Origin of the sequence: Azospirillum baldaniorum (assembly GCF_003119195.2) — a bacterium.
GTDB classification, from domain to species: Bacteria; Pseudomonadota; Alphaproteobacteria; order Azospirillales; family Azospirillaceae; genus Azospirillum; species Azospirillum baldaniorum.
On the sequence record NZ_CP022253.1, the window covers coordinates 2637240 to 2654322 of the forward strand.

A 17083-nucleotide genomic window follows, 5' to 3' on the forward strand; every position below is an offset into this window, starting at 1 on the left:
CGTTTCCTCCCTGGAGCGCAATCGCTCTGATCTGGTCAGCCAAATCGGAGCAATATATCAAGCGCCTCGTCTCACAGGCAATTTGTGCAAAGGTATTGCCGGCACCTGCACCGCGGCCCGGAAATGAGCTTCCCGGCTGGGACTGTTCAGATTCCGGCGGCTTTCGTGCCAGCGTGAGCGCCGCGGGACCTGACGGTGGAGGACCACCTCCGATTTGGAGGTGAAGGATGCGCAACGCTCCGGCGGCGTCCCGCTGACCAAAGGCCATGGTGAAAGCTACGGCGATCGACTGTTAAAGCCAGGAACCATGCGGGACAGCAACTTGCCGACGCACCGGCCTGCCTTCGGACCCTTCATTCTCGGGGCTCATCGGCCATAAGGCAGCCTAAGCGTTCGGATCGGGGGCCAGGAACATGAGTCGAGATCCGCACGCCGGGGGAAGCGCACAGGGGAGCACGCGGCCGTCCACCCGGCCGTCCCCCCGGCCACCCGCCCGGTATGACGATGAGCTGGAACAGGCGATCACCGCGGCCGAGGACGCCCGCGATGAGGCCACGCGCTTGGCCCGAGAGAGCGACCGTCTCCAGGCGCTCCTGATCGACCGCGACCGCGAGGTGGCCCGTTTGCGGGCGGAGGCCGAGCAACGCGAGGCGATCTCCCGGATGCTCTTGAGTCAGTTCGAGACGACGGTGCGCGACCGGCACTTCCGGGACGCCAGCACGGCCGAGGAGTTGCAGGTCGCCTTGGAGGAGTTGGAGGTCACCAACGCCGCCCTTGCCCACGCCAACGAAGAGCTTGAGAGGAAGATCGTCGAGAGGACCGCGGCCATCCGCGCGAGCGAGACCAAATACCGCCTTCTGTTCGAGGCGATGGACGAGGGCTTTCTGCTCGGCGATGTCCTCTTTGACGAAGCCGGCCGACCGGTCGACATCCGGTTCCTGGAGGCGAACCCCTCCGCGACCCGCTTGATGAGGCAGGATATCGTCGGGCGGCGGCTTCGGGAGATCGATCCGTCCTTCGAGCCCCATTGGTACGAGGTCTTCGGCCGCGCCGCGCGCGCCGGCAAGGCCACCCGTGCGGAGCTGTACGCGAAGCCGTTGCGCGCCTGGTTCGACTTTTACGTCTTCAAGGTGGGCGGTGCCGAGGACCGGCGTGTCGCCATCGTGTTCAAGGACGTCACCGAGCGCAAGCGGATCGAAGACGCGCTGAAGCGGTTCAACGCCACCCTGGAAGAGCGGATCGCCGAACGCACCCGCGAGCGTGACCACTTGTGGGAACTCAGCGAGGACCTCCTCGTTTACGCCGATTACGACGGCCGCCTGCTGCGGATCAGCCCGTCCTGGTCGCGCCTGCTGGGCCATGAGCATGCGGCGTTGCTCGCGCGTCCTTACAGCGAGATCATTCACCCGGATGATGCCGGGCTGGTGAGGGCGGCGCTGGACGAGCTTCGCGACCGCCGCAACCCCATGCGACTCAAGTACCGAATTCTTGCGGCGGACGGCTCCTGGCGCTGGATCGCCTGGGTTCTTTCTCCCGATCCGGACGGCTGCCACCTGCATGGCGTCGGCCGCGACGTCACCGCCGAGGAGGCGGCCACGGCGGCGCTTCACTCCGCCGAGGAGCAGCTTCATCAGGCGCAGAAGATGGAGGCGGTGGGCCAGTTGACCGGCGGTGTCGCCCACGACTTCAACAACCTGCTGATGGCGGTGCTCGGCAACCTCGATCTGCTGCGCAAGCACCTGTCCACCGACCCCAAGGCCAAACGGCTGATCAGCGGCGCCATGCAGGGTGCACAGCGCGGGGCGACGCTGACCCAGCGGCTTCTCGCCTTCGCCCGACGACAGGATCTGCAGGCGCAGCCGGTTGCCTTGGGTGCCCTTCTGGACGACATGAGGAATTTGCTGGAACGCTCGGTAGGCCCGCGCATCGTGGTGCGCCTGAAGGTGCCCGCCGCACTGCCGCCGGCCCTGGTCGATCCCAACCAGCTCGAACTGGCGATCCTCAATCTGGCGGTCAACGCCCGCGACGCCATGCCGGAGGGCGGCACGCTCACCTTCGACGTCACCGAAGCCGCCGGAACCGCAGCGGGCGGCGGGCGCGCATCCGGTCCCTTCCTGCGCCTGAGCGTTCAGGACTCCGGCATGGGCATGGACGCGGACACGCTCGCGCGGGCCGTCGAGCCGTTCTTCTCGACCAAGGGCGTGGGCAAGGGCACGGGGCTCGGGCTTTCGATGGTGCATGGGTTGGCGGTGCAGTCCGGCGGGGCGTTTCGGCTGTCCAGCGCGCCCGGTCGGGGGACTCTCGCGGAACTGTGGCTGCCGGTGGCCGCCACGCCGGCCGAAGCCGCCGAGCCGACCACGGAACCGGCTGAGGAACCGGTGGTGGAAGCGGCCTCGGCCACGATCCTCGTTGTCGATGACGACGCGTTGATCGCCATGAGCACCGTCGACATGCTCACCGATCTCGGCCACACCGTTCTCGAGGCGAACGCCGGCCCGCTGGCGCTCGATGTGCTGAGAGGGAACCAGGACATCGACCTGCTCGTCACCGACTACGCGATGCCCGGTATGACGGGGGCTGAACTCGCGTGCGAGGCGCACAGGATCCGCCCCGACCTGCCGGTGCTGCTGGTGACCGGCTACGCGGATCTCCCCGACGGCACCGTCATCGATGTCCCGCGGCTTGCCAAGCCGTACACGCAACAGCAACTCGCCATGGCCGTGGCCAAGCTGCTGGCGGGGTAGCGGGAGCCGCCCGAACGTGAGCCAAGCGGGCGCGGGAGACGTGAACAGTTTCCGTCGGTGAGCAATGCGGCGCCCGGACAACCACCGGCGCCTGCTCGAACCCATCGGCAACATTCCTCCCGTCGCGGTCGAAGCCCGCGACCATGCCCGAACCGAGGGCATCGCCTTGGCGGCGTGACTCAAGCCAAATGACCTCCGACTAACCCGGCGCGGTTCAGTGCGCTTGCCGACCGAAAATCTTTGAAAGCGGTTGCGTAGCCAGCGGCTCTCCTTAAAATAGAGCGCCCTATGAACAGCTCCCACCCTGAGAGGATTCGTGAACCGCACCGCCGCATTAACGCTGATCGCCACAATCGTTGCTACTAGTTTCCCGGCACTAGCGCGCGATGAACGCCTCATGTTCCCGGTGGAAGCTGCCCTCAGCACAGCCGCAGCTCAGGAAAAGTTGGACAGGGGCGTGAGGCTCTATTTCGGTGAGCAGAAGCATCCCAAGCCCGTTGCCAACCTCGGCGAATGGGCGACCAACAAGAAGACCAACGCCTTCAACAAGACCGATCGGGAAGCCTGCGAGTGGGTCTTCCTCAGCGCCGTTCTGGAACTGCAGGAGCGCGCCCGCAAACAGGGCGGTGATGCGGTGATCAACATCAAAAGCAATTACAAGAACACGGAGACGAACAGCAACACGGAGTACATGTGCGGCGCTGGCAACATCATGGCAGGCGTGGCGCTCAAGGGAACCGTGGTGAAATTGGGCGCCAAGTAGAGCTGCCGTCATGGGCCTTGCGGCCGCCGCAGCGATGCCGGGGCGGATGATGCCTGGGCGGATATGGAAGACGAGGAGCGAGCGATGCGGCGTCGGCTGTTGCTGGCGGTGGCCTTTGCAACGACGGTGCTGACCGGCGCCTGCACCGCTGATCCGCCGCCGCCATCGTCGGCGGCGATCACCACTCCGATGCTGATGGGCGGGGCGATGATCGCGAACGACGGCGCGCCGATACCGCTTCACACCTGGCAGGCGGAGAGCGCGTTGCGCGCGGTGATCGTCGCCGTCCACGGCATGAACGATTACGGCCTCGCGTTCGACCGGCCGGCGCGGCTGTGGGCGCAGGCGGGCATCGCCACCTACGCCATCGACCAGCGTGGCTTCGGAAAGGCCATGGAGCGCGGTCATTGGTACGGCGGAGAACGCATGGCCGAGGATGTCGTCGCGCTGTCCAGGCTGGCGCGCGAACGCCATCCCGGCGTGCCCGTCTATCTGCTGGGCGAAAGCATGGGCGGGGCGGTCGTCGTGCTGGCGGCGGCGCGGGCGGAACAGGGACTGCTGTCCGGCATCGTGCTGTCCGCTCCGGCGGTCTGGGGCACCGGCTTCCGGGCGACGGTGACGCTGGATGCGGCCATGATCCTCGGTTCGCTGGTGCCCGACGTGACGGTGCCGCCGCTTCGGGTGGCCACCCCCTCCACCGACGATCCCGTGGTTCTGCGGCGCATGCGCGAGGACCCTCTGATCATCCATCGGACGCGCTTCCAGACGCTGGCCGGCATCGTGGACCTGATGCATGACGCCCGTTTCGAGGCACGCAAGGTGGACGTTCCGGTGCTGCTGATGCTGGGCGACCTGGATGTCCATGTGCCGCGCGACGGGGTGGCGGCATTGGCCAGATCCCTGCCGCCGGACACGCGCATCGCGCTCTATCCGAAAGGGCGGCACCTGCTGATGCGCACGCTGGACGGCGACCGGGTGACGCAGGACGTGGCCTCATGGGTGTCCGACACACGGCGCGCCCTGCCAAGCGGTGCCGACGCGCGCGCGCAGGCATGCCCGGCCCTGATGACCAGACCGCACCGCGGCTGCCCCCCGCCCCGGGCGGTGGCCGCCCCACGCCCTCCCAAGCCGGCCATCGACGGCAAGACCGGCAACCGCCTGCCTACGCCGGCCACCGCACCGCAAAATTGATGCACCCCTCTATCCACAACGTGACCCTGTCATGATAGGGTCCCGATTCGCCCCCATGGCGTCCGGAAACGGCAGGACATGACTTTGAAGACCGGTATCCGCGCGCTTTTCCTAATTCTCGCGACGGTCGCCGTGCTCGGCGGCTGCAGCCGTCGGCAACCCATCTACAGGGTAACCGACCACCCCATCCCCGCGGCATCGCGCGACCTGCCCGCCGCGGCGCTCCAGCGGACGATCATGGAGGCGGCGACCGACCGCGGCTGGTCCGCGGAGTGGAAGGCGCCCGGTGAGATTCTGGCGACGAAGGCATGGAAGGACCACGAGGCGGTCGTCGAAATCCGGTATTCGCATGAAAGTTACACCATCGATCATGTGTCCACGACCAACCTGCGGGAGCGTGGTGAAACCGTTCATCACGCTTACAACAAGTTGGTGCGCGCGTTGGAAGACGAGATCGAACGGCGCCTGCGCCAAGCCAAACACTGAGTCCGGCCCGCACCATGACTGAAACCCTGCGTGTCGCCATCCGCGGCTGGTGTGCCTGGGCACCGGACCGCAGCACCCGGGCCGCGTGGCGGGCCTGGGCGGGCGCGCCCGCCATGCCCGACGATGCCCCGCCGCCGGCGCTCCCCATGATGCTGCGCCGTCGCACCTCGCCCATCGGGCAGAAGCTGATCGCCGCCGCGCTGGCCTGCGGCAACGCGGCGCACACGGCGCGCTATGTCCTCGCCTCCGGCCATGGGGAACTGGCGCGGACCGTCGGCATCATCGACTCGCTGCGGCAGGGCGAATTGCCGTCGCCGGCCGAGTTCAGCCTGTCCGTGCATCACGGCTTGGCCGGTTTGTTGTCCATCCACACCGGCAACCGCCGCGGCCACACGGCGCTGGCTGCCGGTCCCGACAGCTTCGGCTTCGGGCTCCTGGAAGCCGCCGCCAGCGTGGCCGAAACCCCTTCGGAGCCGGTGCTGCTGCTCTACGCCGACGCGCCGATGCCTGACGAATACGCGCCATTCCGCACCGAAGCCGACGAAGTCCTGCCGCTGGTGGTCGCCCTGGCGCTCGGCCCCGCGGATGGTGAGGGCGAAGGGCTTGCGCTGCGGTGCGCGCCGGCGACCGGGGGGCCGCCAGCGGCGTCCACAGCCCTCGACTTCATGCGATTCCTGCTGTCCGGAGCGCCCCGGGCGACCTCGCACGGGGGACGGCTCGACTGGGTGTGGCACCGTGCTGACTAGCTGTCTGGACAAGCTGTGGCGGCGCGCGGCCACCGGCTTCGCCTTCGCCTTCCTGTTCGGCGGCGGCGCGATCCTGGCGCCCACCGTCTTTCCGCTGGTGGCGTTGACCAGCCCGGCGGGCGCGGTGCGGCGCCAGCGCTGCCAACACCTCGTGCATCTCATCTTCCGCTTCTACATCCGGATGCTGCGTGTGCTGCGCGTCATCAACGTGGAGGTCGAGGGCGCCGAGCGCCTGCGCGATGGACGTGGCAAGCTGGTGGTGGCGAACCACCCCTCGCTGCTCGACGTGGTGCTTCTGATGGCGCTGATGCCGCGTGCCCAGTGCATCGTGAAGAAGGAGTTGTGGGAGAGCCGCTGGCTGGGTGGCATGGTGCGCGGCGCCGGCTACATCCGCAACGACCTCGACCCCGAGGCCCTGCTCGACGCCTGCCGCGCCGCGCTGGAGGCCGGTGACGGAATCATCATCTTCCCCGAAGGCACGCGCACCGTCCCCGGTGAGCCGGTCCGCTTCCGCCGCGGCTTCGCCAATCTGGCGACCCTGCTGGAAGCCGAGGTGCAACCGGTTACGATAACCTGCGATCCGCCCACGCTCATAAAGGGCGAAAAATGGTGGATGATCCCGCCGCGCCGACCGATTTTTCGCGTCATGGTAGGGGATCGTCTGGACGTTACGGGGTTGCTCGGCTATCAGTACCGCTCGCTGGCGGCCAGAAAGTTGGTGCGCAGCCTCGAGGATTATTTTGCGGAACGGTTGGCCGATGGAAAAGCTTGAACGTGAGTTGAAGACCTTGATTGTTGACGCGCTCAAGCTGGAAGACATTGCCCCAGAAGAAATTGACAGCGAGGAACCGCTCTTCAACGACGGGCTGGGCCTCGATTCCATCGACGCACTGGAATTGGGCGTCGCGCTGCGCAAGGCTTACGGCATCAAGATCGAATCCGTGACCGACGACGTGAAGCAGCACTTCGCCAATGTGCGCTCCCTCGCCCGCTTCATTCAATCCCAGCGTGCGGAGTAAGGGCCATGCTGACGCAGGATGAGATCTACGCACGTCTGCAGAGCTATCTCGAAGACATGTTCGAGGTGCCGCCCGAGAAGATTTCCCGCGAGGCTCGGCTGTTCGAGGATCTCGATCTCGACAGCATCGACGCGGTCGATCTCGTGGTGAAGCTGCAGGAACTGACCGGCCGCAAGTTCAAGCCCGAGGAGTTCAAGAGCGTCCGCACGGTCGGCGATGTTCTCGACCGCGTGCATGCCCTCCTCCAGGAATAGGCTGCCCCCGTTCGGCGTCGCGGCCCTGGTCGTCGCCGGGGCTCTCTATCCCGTGCTGGTCTATGGCGGGCGGGCTTTTGTTCCGCCGCTGGCCTTCGTGGCGGTGGCGCTGGCGCTGCTCGGCGTGCGCTTCGCCATCTGCTCCTCGCCTGCGGCGCGGGTCTGGCGCCTGCCGCTGGCGGCGGCGGCGGCCCTGGTCGGCGTGCTCGCCGCGCTCGATGGCGCGCTGGCGGCCAAGGCCTATCCGGTCGCGCTCAGCCTCGGCACCGCGGCGGTGTTCGGCACCTCACTGCTGCGTCCGCCCAGCCTCGTCGAACGGTTCGCCCGCCTCCAGGAGCCCGATCTGCCGCCGGCGGGTCAAGCCTATTGCCGCACCGTCACCGTGGTATGGACCGTCTGGCTGGTGTCGAACGCCGCCGTTGCCGGGGCGCTGGCCCTGTGGGGCAGCGACGAGGCGTGGGCGCTGTGGACCGGGCTCATCGCCTACATCGTCATGGGCCTGTTGTTCGGCAGCGAAGTCCTGGTCCGCCGCTCCATGCGCCGGAGGCACGCCGGGGCATGACCGCCATCCCGCTCTCCCGTCTGCTCGCCGTGGGGCGGCCGGACGACGCGCCGGTTGCCGACGGCGTCACCTTCGCCCGCTTCCGCGCCGACGTGGCCGGCAACGCGGCACGGCTGAAGGGGTGCCGGCGCGGGCTTCTGGTCGCGCCGGACGGTTACTGGGGCGCGGTGGGGTTGTTGGCGCTGCTGCACGCCGGCGCCGAGGTGACGATACCGCCCAACGCCCAGCCGGGAACGCTGGCCGCCCTGACCGCGGACGGGGCCGTGCCGGTCGGCGGCGATCTCGGCGGCAACCTGGGGCCGGGTGGCGCGGGGATGGCGTTGGCCCCGCTCGACCCCGAGACGCCCTTGACCTTCTTCACCTCCGGCTCGACCGGCGAGCCGAAGCGGGTGGTTCGCACCCTCGGCATGCTGGAGGCCGAAGCGCTGGCGACCGAGGCCGTGCTCGGGCGGCTCGCCGGAGCAACCGCTCGCGTGCACGCCACGGTCCCCCACCAGCACGTCTACGGCCTGAACTTCCGCCTGCTGTGGCCGCTGGTCACCGGCCGCCCCTTCGCCAGCGCCATGCACGAGCTGTGGGAGACGGCGCTGGCCGCGCTCGACGCGGGGTCCGTGCTGGTCACCAGCCCGGCGCATCTGACCCGGCTGGCTGGGATCGCGCCGCTGCCACCGTCGCGGCGTCCGGCGCTGGTGCTGTCGGCCGGAGCCCCTCTCCCGGAGCCCGCTGCGCGGGAGGCGGCGGCCGTCTTCGGCACGCCGGTCACCGAGATCTTCGGCAGCACCGAAACCGGAGCCATCGCCCACCGCCGCCGCGAGGCCGGTGATCCGTCCTGGCGCCCGCTGCCCGGCGTCGTCGCCGGACGCACCCCGGACGGTCGCCTGCGGGTCGGCGCGACGCATGTCGAGGGCCGGGAGCATATCGGCTCGGACCTCGTGGAGATGGCCGAGGACGGCGGCTTCCGTGTCCTTGGCCGCGCCGACCGGATCGCGAAGGTGGAGGGCAAGCGCGTCAGCCTGCCCGAGGTGGAGGCGCAGCTGCGCCGGTCCCCCCTGGTGGCCGACGCCGCCGTGCTGACGCTGGAGCAGCTCTGCGCCGTCGTGGTGCCGAGCGCCGAGGGCGTGGCGCGCCTGGCGGACCTCGGCGCCTTCCGCTTCGGCCGCCTGCTGCGCCGGGAATTGTCCACCGTTCAGGAGCCCGCCGGCCTGCCGCGCCGCTGGCGTTTCGTGAGCCGTTTGCCGGATGGTGCGCTGGGCAAGCGTCGCCATGCCGACATCGCCGCCCTGTTCGAGGAGAGCGCCCTGCCTGAGATCGCTACACATCGGCCGACCACCCCCGACGTCCGCGCCGTCCGGCCGCTCGCCGACGGGGTGGAACTGGACCTCTTCATTCCCGGCGACCTTGCGCAGCTCGATGGTCATTTCCCCGGCATGCCGATCGTGCCGGGCGTGGCGCAGATCGATTGGGCGGTGATGTTCGCCAACACGCATCTCGGCCTCGGGATCGAGGCGGCGCAGTCGCTCCAGGTGAAGTTCCGGCGCGTCACCGTTCCGGACACGCTGGTGACGCTGGCGTTGCGCCACGCCCCGGCACGGCGGCGCCTGACTTTCGAGTACCGCTGCGGGGACGAAACGCTGTCCTCCGGCTCCATCGGCGTGGAGGGGATCGCCCCATGATTTCGGCAGAGGTCAGCACCCGCGCGCAGTTCTACGACCTGGACCCCATGCAGGTGGTCTGGCACGGCAACTACGCCCGGTATCTGGAGCAGGCGCGCTGCGCGCTGCTCGACCGCATCGGCTACAACTATCCGGAGATGGCGTCGTCGGGATACGTGTTCCCCATCGTCGACCTCCATGTGAAGTACGTGCGGCCGATCCGCTTCGGCCAGTCGATCCGGATCACGGCCACGCTGGTCGAGTACGAGAACCGCATCCGCATCGATTACCGCATCCACGACGAGCCGGGCGGCGAATTGCTGACCAAGGCGCGCACCGTGCAACTCGCGGTGAAGGAGGACGGGGCGGAGCTGTGCTTCGAATGCCCCGCGGTGTTCACGGACAAGGTGAGGGCTCTGCTGTGACGCGCATCGTCGTCTTCCTCCTGGCGCTGCTGGCCGCCTTTCCGGTTCTTGTTGCCGAGACGCGGGCCGCCGAAACACTGAGCGAGGGGCAGGTGCTGCGCGGCGCCTTCGTGCAGGAGCGTTTCCTCAAGGGCTTCCAGGCGCCGCTGAAGAGCGAGGGCCGCTTCGCCCTGGCGCCCGGCCGCGGGCTGATCTGGCGCACCGAAACCCCCTTCGCCGTCACCACCGTCATGAGCCCCGCCGGTCTCGTGCAGGAGGTGAAGGGCAACGAGACCATGCGCCTGCCCGCCGCGCGCCTGCCCTTCATGTCGAAGCTCTACACCATGCTGGGCGGCGCGCTGACCGGTGACTGGAAGGCGCTGGAGGACATGTTCGCGGTGGAGCGCGGGGGCGGTGCCGACGCCTGGACCCTCCACCTGACGCCGCGCCGGGCCGACGACCCGACCATGCCGATCCGCGCCATCGACGTGCGCGGCGGGCGCTTCGTGGACGAGGTGGAGATCGTCAAGCCCGACGGCGACCGCGACCGCCTGACCTTCCGCGACCAAGTCCTGAAGGCGGAGCCGCCGACGGCGGACGAGGCGGCGCTGCTGGCCTCGGCGGGCCGTCCGTGAGACGGCTGGGGGCGCTGCTCTGGCTCGCGCTCGTCCTGCTGGCCAGCGGCTATCTCGCGCTGCGCCTCCACGACGGGCTGGGCTTCCGCACCGATCTGCTGGCCCTGCTGCCGCGCGAGGAGCAGGACCCCGTCCTGCAGCGCGCCAACGACGCGGTGACCAAGGCGCTGGGTCGCCGGGTGCTGGCGCTGGTCGGGCACGCCGACCGCGAGACCGCCCGCAAGGCGGCGGCGACGCTTGGCGACGCCCTTCTGGCCACGGGGCAGGTGGAACGGATCGGCGAGGGCATCGACGTCGACCGGCTGAAGCGGCTGGGGGCTCTCTACTTCCCCCATCGTCAAAGCCTGCTCAGCGATGGCGACCGGGCGCTCCTGACGGCCGGCAAGGGGGAGGAGGTCGCCACCCGCGCGCTGTCCCAGGCGTTCGGCTTCGCCGGGCTCGTCGACGCCGGGCTGCTGCGCAACGACCCGTTCCTGCTGCTGCCCTCCTTCCTCACCAACCTGCCTTTCCCGCTGTCGCGCCTCACCCCCGATGAGGGCATGCTCAGCGTCACCGAGAACGGCACGACCTGGGTGCTGGTCAGCGCCGTGCTCGCCGGCGAACCGTTCGAGCTGGACTTGCAGGACCGGCTGGTCGGCGCCTTCGACGCCGCCGTCAGGGACATGCCGGGCGTCACGGTGAAGCGGCTGGGCGCCGTGTTCTTCGCGCACGCCGGCTCCAAGACCGCGATCACCGAGGCGTCCACCCTCGGCACGCTGTCGCTGGTCGGCACCATATTGCTGGTGGGGCTGGCGTTCCGCCGGCCGGGGCCGCTGCTGCACAATCTGCTGGCCCTGGGCGTCGGGATGACGGTCGGGCTGAGCGGCAGCCTGCTGCTGTTCGGCGAGTTGCATGTGGCGGCGCTGCTGTTCGGGTCCAGTCTGATCGGCGTGGCGGTGGACTACAGCCTGCATTACAGCGCCAGCCTGTTCGACCCCTTGTCGGGGAGCCCGAGCGACCGGCTGCGCCACGTGCTGCCGGGCATCGCGCTGGGGCTGGTCACCACCTTGATCGGCTACGCGGCGCTGATGCTGGCGCCCTTTCCGGGGCTCCGCCAGATCGCCGCCTTCTCGATCATCGGGCTGGTGGGCGCCTTCCTGACGGTGGTGCTGTGGCTGCCCTCGCTCGACCGGGCGCGGCGGCTGACGCACGGCGCCTTGATGCTGCGCGCCGCGGCGGGCCTGTGGAGCTTCTGGGAGGAGCGGCGCTGGCGTGGCGTGCGCCTCGTTCTCGTGCTGGGCTGCGCGCTGGCCGGAGCGGTCGGGCTGGCGCGGCTGTCGGCGGACGACGACGTCCGGCGGTTGCAGGCGGTCTCGGCGGAGCTGAGGCACGAGCAGGACGAGATCCAACGGCTGATCGGCGCCACCACCGCCGCGCAGTTCCTGCTGGTGCAGGCCGCGGACGACGAGGCGGCGCTGCGGCGGCAGGAGGACCTCGCCGCCACGCTGGCCGGACTGAAGGCGAAGGGAAGCATCGCCGGCTACCAGATGCCGGCCGCCTTCGTGCCGTCCGCCCGGACGCAGCGGGAAAACCGTGCGCTGGTCGCCACGGCGCTCGACGCCCCGCTGCTGGCGGCGCAGCGCGCCAGCCTCGGCCTGCCGCCGGCCGATCCGAATGATAAGGGGCCGAACAGCAAGGCGCCGGAGGGGGTGCTGACTTTGGGAGACGCGCTGGCGTCGGACAGCGTGCCGTTCCTGCGCGAACTCGTGCTTGGGCCGGGACTGCATGTGGTGGCCTTGCAGGGGCTGAGCGATCCGGACGCCGTACGCGCCGCGGTGGCCGGCACGGCCGGCGTCCGGCTGGTCAATCCGACGGCGGACTTCTCGGCGCTGCTCGCCAAGTACCGGCACCGGGCGCTGCTGCTGACCGGGCTGGCGGGGCTGCTGATGCTGCCCGTGCTGATGTGGCGCTACGGCTGGCGCGGGGGGCTGTGGGCGCTGCTGCCACCCGGGGCGGCGCTCGTCCTGGCGCCCGCGGTGGTCGGGCTGATGGGCCAGGACTTCACCTTCTTCCATGCCATGGCGCTGGTGCTGATCCTCTCCATCGGCGTGGATTACGCCGTCTTCTGCGCGGAGAGCGGCGTGGAGCAGCAGCCGGTGACCATGCTGGCGGTGTGGCTGGCGACGCTGACGACCCTGCTGTCCTTCGGGCTTCTGGCCTTCAGCGCCGTTCCGGCGGTGCACAGCTTCGGCGTGACCATGCTGGTCGGAATCTCGATTGCCTTTCTTTTCGCACCACTGGCCGCGCGCGGCACACGCCACAATGAAGCCACAAACAATGCGCGGCTACGCTGATTGGTGTATGCTCTACGTCAGATTCGCTTCTGGGAAATCGCCTCACGTCATGACCATGCATAAGGGGTGGGTCGCGCTCCTGTTCCTGCTCGGAGCGTGCGCCTCCGTGCCCGGCGGCGGCCCGGCGGACCCAAGCACGCCGCTGCTCGCCCCCGGCGAGCCGCTGGCCCTGCCCCGCCCGTCCGATCTCGGGCAGAGCGTCGAGGCAGCACAGCTCATCACCGCCAGCCGCGACGGCCAGACCTTCGTCTTCGAGGGCCGGATCAGCGTCACGCCGGAGCGCTTCCTGCTGGTCGGTGTGGACAGTCTGGGCCGCCGCGCCATGACCGTCACCTGGAGCGATGCCGGGCTGGAGGTGGAGACCGCACCCTGGCTGCCCCCGGCCCTGCGGCCGGGCAGCATGCTGGCCGACATCGTCGTGCTGTACTGGCCCGAAGCGGTCGTGCGGCAGGCGCTCGCCCCCGCGGGCGGCACGCTGAGCGCCGACGCGCACCGGCGCAGCGTGCGCATCGGCGGCAAGGAGGTGCTGCACGCCGAACGCAGCTGGGCCGACGGCGCGCCGTGGACCGGCACGCTGTGCTACGCCAACCTCGCCTGGGGCTACGAGATCGAGGTGCAGTCCATGGCAGCATCCCAGGCGGCGGCGCCATGAGACGTCCGCTCGGACTTGCCGCCCTGGGCCTCGCCACCCCCATCGGCACCGGGGCGGGCGCGGTCGCCGACGCCTTGTTTGCCGGCACCCGCGACGGCCTGCGCCCGCGCTCCGGCTTCGTGCCCGGCCGCGCCGTGCATGTCGGTTCGGTGGACGCGCCGCTGCCGCCGGTGCCGGCGGGGCTGGAGACCTACGACTGCCGCAACAACCGCCTGCTGCTGCTGGCCCTGGAGCAGATCCGCGACGCCGTCGAAACGGCGGCCGCGCGCCACGGCCGGCACCGGATCGCCGTGATCATCGGCACCAGCACCTCGGGCATGGCCGAGGCGGAGGCCGGCTTCGCGGCGATGCGCCGCGACGGCGCGTGGACGGGTCCGTTCCATTACGACCAGCTCGCCACCGGCGGGCCAGGGGAGTTCGCGGCGCGCGCGCTCGACCTGCCGGGGCCGGCCTACACGGTGGCGACGGCCTGCTCGTCCAGCGGCAAGGTGTTCGCGTCCGCCCGGCGGCTGATCCGCTCCGGCTTGTGCGACGCCGCTGTCGTCGGCGGCGCCGACACGCTGTGCGGCACCACGCTCGGCGGCTTCAGCGCGTTGGAGGCGGTGTCGGCGGGCCTCTGCAATCCCTTCAGCGCCAATCGCGACGGCATCAACATCGGCGAGGCGGCGGCGGTCTTCCTGCTGACCGCGGAGGACGCCCCGGTGCGGCTGCTGGGCGTGGGCGAGAGCTCCGACGCGCACCATGTCAGCGCCCCCGACCCGGAGGGCCACGGCGCCCTCGCCGCCATGCGGGCGGCGTTGGATGACGCCGGGCTGACGCCGTCGGACATCGCCTACGTCAACCTGCACGGCACCGCGACGGCGCTGAACGATTCCATGGAGGGCAAGGCGGTGCACGCGCTGTTCGGCGACGCGACGCCATGCAGCTCCACCAAGGCGATGACCGGCCACACGCTGGGCGCCGCCGGGGCGTGCGAGGCGGCGTTCCTCTGGCTGGCGCTGCATCCGGCCCACAACCCGGACGGGCGGCTGCCCCCGCACCTGTGGGACGGTGCGCCCGACCCGGAGATCCCGCCGCTGAACCTGATCGGCCCCGGCGCCACCTTCTCCGGCGGGCTTCCCGCCGGGCCGGCGGCGATGCTCAGCAACTCCTTCGCGTTCGGCGGCAGCAACGTGGCCCTGGTGCTGGGCCGGGGGGAATGGCGATGAGCGCGTGTCCGTGGCCCATCGAGGATCTGCTGCCGCACGCACGGCCGATGATCCTGCTGGACGAGGCGGTCGGACGGGTGGACGGCCGCTTCGTGTCGGCCCTGACCGTGCGGGAGGGGGCGCCCTTCGTGGTGACGGGGCGCGGCGCCCCGGCCCATGTCGCCGTGGAGTGGATGGCGCAGACCTGCGGTGCCCAGGTCGGGGCCGAGGCCAGGGAAGCCGGCGGCGACGTCCGCCTCGGGCTGCTGCTGGGCACGCGCGACTTCCGCGCCTCCGTCCCCTGGTTCGCCATCGGCGAGCGGCTGGAGGTGTCGGTGGCGCCGGTCTTCCGGGACGAGAACATCGGGTCTTTTGATTGTGTGGTGACGCGCGCGGGCACCGGGGAGGAGCTGGCGAAGGCCCAGCTCACCGTCTACCAGCCCGAGGATACGGTCGCGCTGCTCGCCAGCCAGGGAGTTCAGGTCAAGCGATGAAGAAGACGATCCTGGTCACCGGTGCCAGCAAGGGCATCGGCCGCGCGGTCGCGGAACGGCTGGCCGCCGACGGTTTCGCGGTGGTGGTGCATTACGGCCGCGATGCGGCCGGCGGCGAGGCGACGCTGGCCGACGTCCGCAAGGCCGGCGGCGAGGGCCGGCTGCTCGCTTTCGACATCGCCGACCGCGCCGCCGCCCGCGCCGCGCTGGAGGCCGACATGGAGGCGCACGGCCCCTATTGGGGCGCCGTCCTGAACGCCGGCATCGCCCGCGACGCCGCCTTCCCGGCCATGGCGGACGACGATTGGGATTCGGTCCTCAACACCAACCTCGACGGCTTCTACAACGTGCTGAAGCCGCTGGTGATGCCGATGGTCTCGGCCCGCAGGGGCGGACGGATCGTGACGCTGTCGTCGGTGTCGGGGCTGATCGGCAACCGCGGGCAGGTCAATTACAGCGCCGCGAAGGCCGGCATCATCGGCGCCACCAAGGCGCTGGCGATCGAGTTGGCGAAACGGAACATCACGGTGAATTGCGTGGCCCCCGGCATCATCGAAACGCAGATGACCGACGGGCTGCCCATGGAGGAAGCCTTGAAGCTGGTCCCCATGCGCCGGGCCGGACGGCCGGAGGACGTCGCGGCGGTGGTGTCCTTCCTGTGTTCCGACGGGGCGGCGTACGTGACGCGGCAGGTGATCGCGGTGAACGGGGGTATGGTGTGATGCGCAGGGTTGTCGTCACGGGCATGGGCGGGGTGAGCGCGCTGGGCGAGGACTGGCCGACCATCCGCGCCCGCATGGCGAAGGGCGAGACCGCCGTCCGCACCATGGCGGAGTGGGACCGTTTCCACGGGATCAACACGCGCCTCGCCGCCCCGGTGACCGGCTTTTCGGTGGACGACCGCTACCCGCGCAAGAAGACGCGGACCATGGGGCCGGTCTCCCGGATGGCGGTCTACGCCACCGAGAAGGCGCTGAACGACGCGGCCCTGCTGAACGACCCGTTCGTCCGCGGCGGGCGCGTGGGCATCGCCTACGGATCGTCGTTCGGCAGCCCCGCCCCGGTGATCGCCTTCGCCGAGCTGATGACCCAGGGCGCGTCGAAGACCCTCAACGCCACCAGCTACATCCAGATGATGAGCCACACGGCGGCGGTGAACATCGGGTTGTTCTACGGCGTGACCGGCCGCATCATCCCGACCAGCAGCGCCTGCACCTCCGGCAGCCAAGCCATCGGCTACGCCTACGAGGCGATCAAGTGGGGCAAGGCCGACGCCATGATCGCCGGCGGCGCCGAGGAGCTGGACGTGACCGAATCGGCGGTCTTCGACACGCTGTTCGCCACCTCCACCCGCAACGACCGTCCGCACACCAGCCCCCGCCCCTACGACCGCGACCGCGACGGGCTGGTGATCGGCGAAGGCGCCACCACCCTGGTCCTGGAGGAACGCGAGCGCGCGCTTGCCCGCGGGGCCAACATCCACGCGGAGATCGTCGGCTTCGCCTGCAACTCCGACGGCAACCACGTCACCCAGCCGCAGGCCGGGACCATGGAGATCGCCCTGCGCATGGCGTTGGAGGACGCCGGGCTGTCGGCGGACGCCATCGGCTTCGTCAACGGCCACGGCACGGCCACCGAATGGGGCGACATCGCCGAGACCGCCGCGACCCACGCCGTCTTCGGCCCGCGCGCGCCCATCCATTCGCTGAAGAGCTATTTCGGCCATTCGCTGGGCGCCTGCGGCGCTCTGGAAGCGTGGCTGGGCATCGAGATGATGCGCGAGGGCTGGTTCGCTCCCACCGCCAACCTGGACCATGTGGACGAACGCTGCGCCGAGCTGGACTACATCATGGGCGAGGGCCGGCGGATCGACACCGAATTCCTGATGTCCAACAACTTCGCCTTCGGCGGCATCAACACGTCGCTGGTGTTCCGGCGCGCGTAGACGGGCGCGGGTAGAC

At 69.9% G+C, this 17083-nt stretch carries 18 protein-coding genes; all 18 read left to right on the top strand.

The features are described from left to right. The first annotated feature begins 413 nt into the window (after positions 1-413). The 18 genes from Sp245p_RS12435 (at position 414) to Sp245p_RS12520 (ending at position 17067) form a co-directional block, all read left to right on the top strand. On the top strand, positions 414-2744 hold the full coding sequence (locus tag Sp245p_RS12435; protein ID WP_014239606.1) for a hybrid sensor histidine kinase/response regulator: 2331 nt from the start codon (positions 414-416) through the stop codon (positions 2742-2744). A gap of 316 nt (positions 2745-3060) precedes the next feature. Next, on the top strand, positions 3061-3507 hold the full coding sequence (locus Sp245p_RS12440; RefSeq protein ID WP_041810922.1) for an excinuclease ABC subunit A: 447 nt from the start codon (positions 3061-3063) through the stop codon (positions 3505-3507). An 84-nt stretch (positions 3508-3591) separates the two neighbouring features. Beyond that, on the top strand, positions 3592-4698 hold the full coding sequence (locus tag Sp245p_RS12445) for an alpha/beta fold hydrolase (RefSeq protein ID WP_014239602.1): 1107 nt from the start codon (positions 3592-3594) through the stop codon (positions 4696-4698). Positions 4699-4776: 78 nt separating this feature from the next. Further along, entirely contained in the window at positions 4777-5184 is a 408-nt protein-coding gene (locus Sp245p_RS12450; protein WP_041810921.1) for a hypothetical protein, read from the top strand. A 14-nt stretch (positions 5185-5198) separates the two neighbouring features. After that, positions 5199-5930 (top strand): beta-ketoacyl synthase chain length factor, encoded by a 732-nt coding sequence (locus Sp245p_RS12455; protein WP_014239600.1) that lies wholly within the window; start codon positions 5199-5201, stop codon positions 5928-5930. Continuing rightward, the gene (locus Sp245p_RS12460) at positions 5920-6702 is read left to right on the top strand and encodes a lysophospholipid acyltransferase family protein (protein ID WP_014239599.1); all 783 of its coding nucleotides are present in this window, start codon (positions 5920-5922) and stop codon (positions 6700-6702) included. The genes Sp245p_RS12455 and Sp245p_RS12460 overlap by 11 nt, the downstream gene beginning before the upstream one ends. Next, complete coding sequence (locus Sp245p_RS12465; protein ID WP_014239598.1) at positions 6689-6949, top strand: phosphopantetheine-binding protein; 261 nt, start codon at positions 6689-6691, stop codon at positions 6947-6949. The genes Sp245p_RS12460 and Sp245p_RS12465 overlap by 14 nt, the downstream gene beginning before the upstream one ends. Positions 6950-6954: 5 nt before the next feature. After that, on the top strand, positions 6955-7203 hold the full coding sequence (locus tag Sp245p_RS12470) for an acyl carrier protein (RefSeq protein WP_014239597.1): 249 nt from the start codon (positions 6955-6957) through the stop codon (positions 7201-7203). After that, positions 7184-7765 (top strand): COG4648 family protein, encoded by a 582-nt coding sequence (locus Sp245p_RS12475; protein ID WP_211101764.1) that lies wholly within the window; start codon positions 7184-7186, stop codon positions 7763-7765. The genes Sp245p_RS12470 and Sp245p_RS12475 overlap by 20 nt, the downstream gene beginning before the upstream one ends. Then, positions 7762-9438, top strand: coding sequence for an ApeI family dehydratase (locus Sp245p_RS12480; RefSeq protein WP_014239595.1), 1677 nt, complete (start codon positions 7762-7764; stop codon positions 9436-9438). The genes Sp245p_RS12475 and Sp245p_RS12480 overlap by 4 nt, the downstream gene beginning before the upstream one ends. After that, positions 9435-9842, top strand: coding sequence for an acyl-CoA thioesterase (locus Sp245p_RS12485; protein ID WP_014239594.1), 408 nt, complete (start codon positions 9435-9437; stop codon positions 9840-9842). The genes Sp245p_RS12480 and Sp245p_RS12485 overlap by 4 nt, the downstream gene beginning before the upstream one ends. Then, complete coding sequence (locus Sp245p_RS12490) at positions 9839-10456, top strand: LolA family protein (RefSeq protein WP_014239593.1); 618 nt, start codon at positions 9839-9841, stop codon at positions 10454-10456. Before Sp245p_RS12485 ends, Sp245p_RS12490 begins: the two co-directional genes overlap by 4 nt. Beyond that, the gene (locus tag Sp245p_RS12495; protein WP_014239592.1) at positions 10453-12789 is read left to right on the top strand and encodes an MMPL family transporter; all 2337 of its coding nucleotides are present in this window, start codon (positions 10453-10455) and stop codon (positions 12787-12789) included. Before Sp245p_RS12490 ends, Sp245p_RS12495 begins: the two co-directional genes overlap by 4 nt. Before the next feature lie 49 nt (positions 12790-12838). Continuing rightward, complete coding sequence (locus Sp245p_RS12500; protein WP_165359973.1) at positions 12839-13441, top strand: DUF3261 domain-containing protein; 603 nt, start codon at positions 12839-12841, stop codon at positions 13439-13441. After that, positions 13438-14649, top strand: a complete 1212-nt coding sequence (locus tag Sp245p_RS12505) for a beta-ketoacyl-[acyl-carrier-protein] synthase family protein (protein WP_109138531.1) — start codon at positions 13438-13440, stop codon at positions 14647-14649. The genes Sp245p_RS12500 and Sp245p_RS12505 overlap by 4 nt, the downstream gene beginning before the upstream one ends. Beyond that, positions 14646-15122 carry a hotdog family protein gene (locus tag Sp245p_RS12510; RefSeq protein WP_014239590.1) on the top strand — a complete coding sequence of 159 codons (477 nt, stop codon included), beginning with the start codon at positions 14646-14648 and terminating at the stop codon, positions 15120-15122. The genes Sp245p_RS12505 and Sp245p_RS12510 overlap by 4 nt, the downstream gene beginning before the upstream one ends. Next, positions 15119-15844: a 3-ketoacyl-ACP reductase FabG2 gene (locus Sp245p_RS12515; protein WP_014239589.1), complete on the top strand. Its 726-nt coding sequence runs from the start codon at positions 15119-15121 to the stop codon at positions 15842-15844. Before Sp245p_RS12510 ends, Sp245p_RS12515 begins: the two co-directional genes overlap by 4 nt. Next, positions 15844-17067 carry a beta-ketoacyl-ACP synthase gene (locus tag Sp245p_RS12520; RefSeq protein ID WP_041810919.1) on the top strand — a complete coding sequence of 408 codons (1224 nt, stop codon included), beginning with the start codon at positions 15844-15846 and terminating at the stop codon, positions 17065-17067. Before Sp245p_RS12515 ends, Sp245p_RS12520 begins: the two co-directional genes overlap by 1 nt. Positions 17068-17083: the final 16 nt, after the last annotated feature.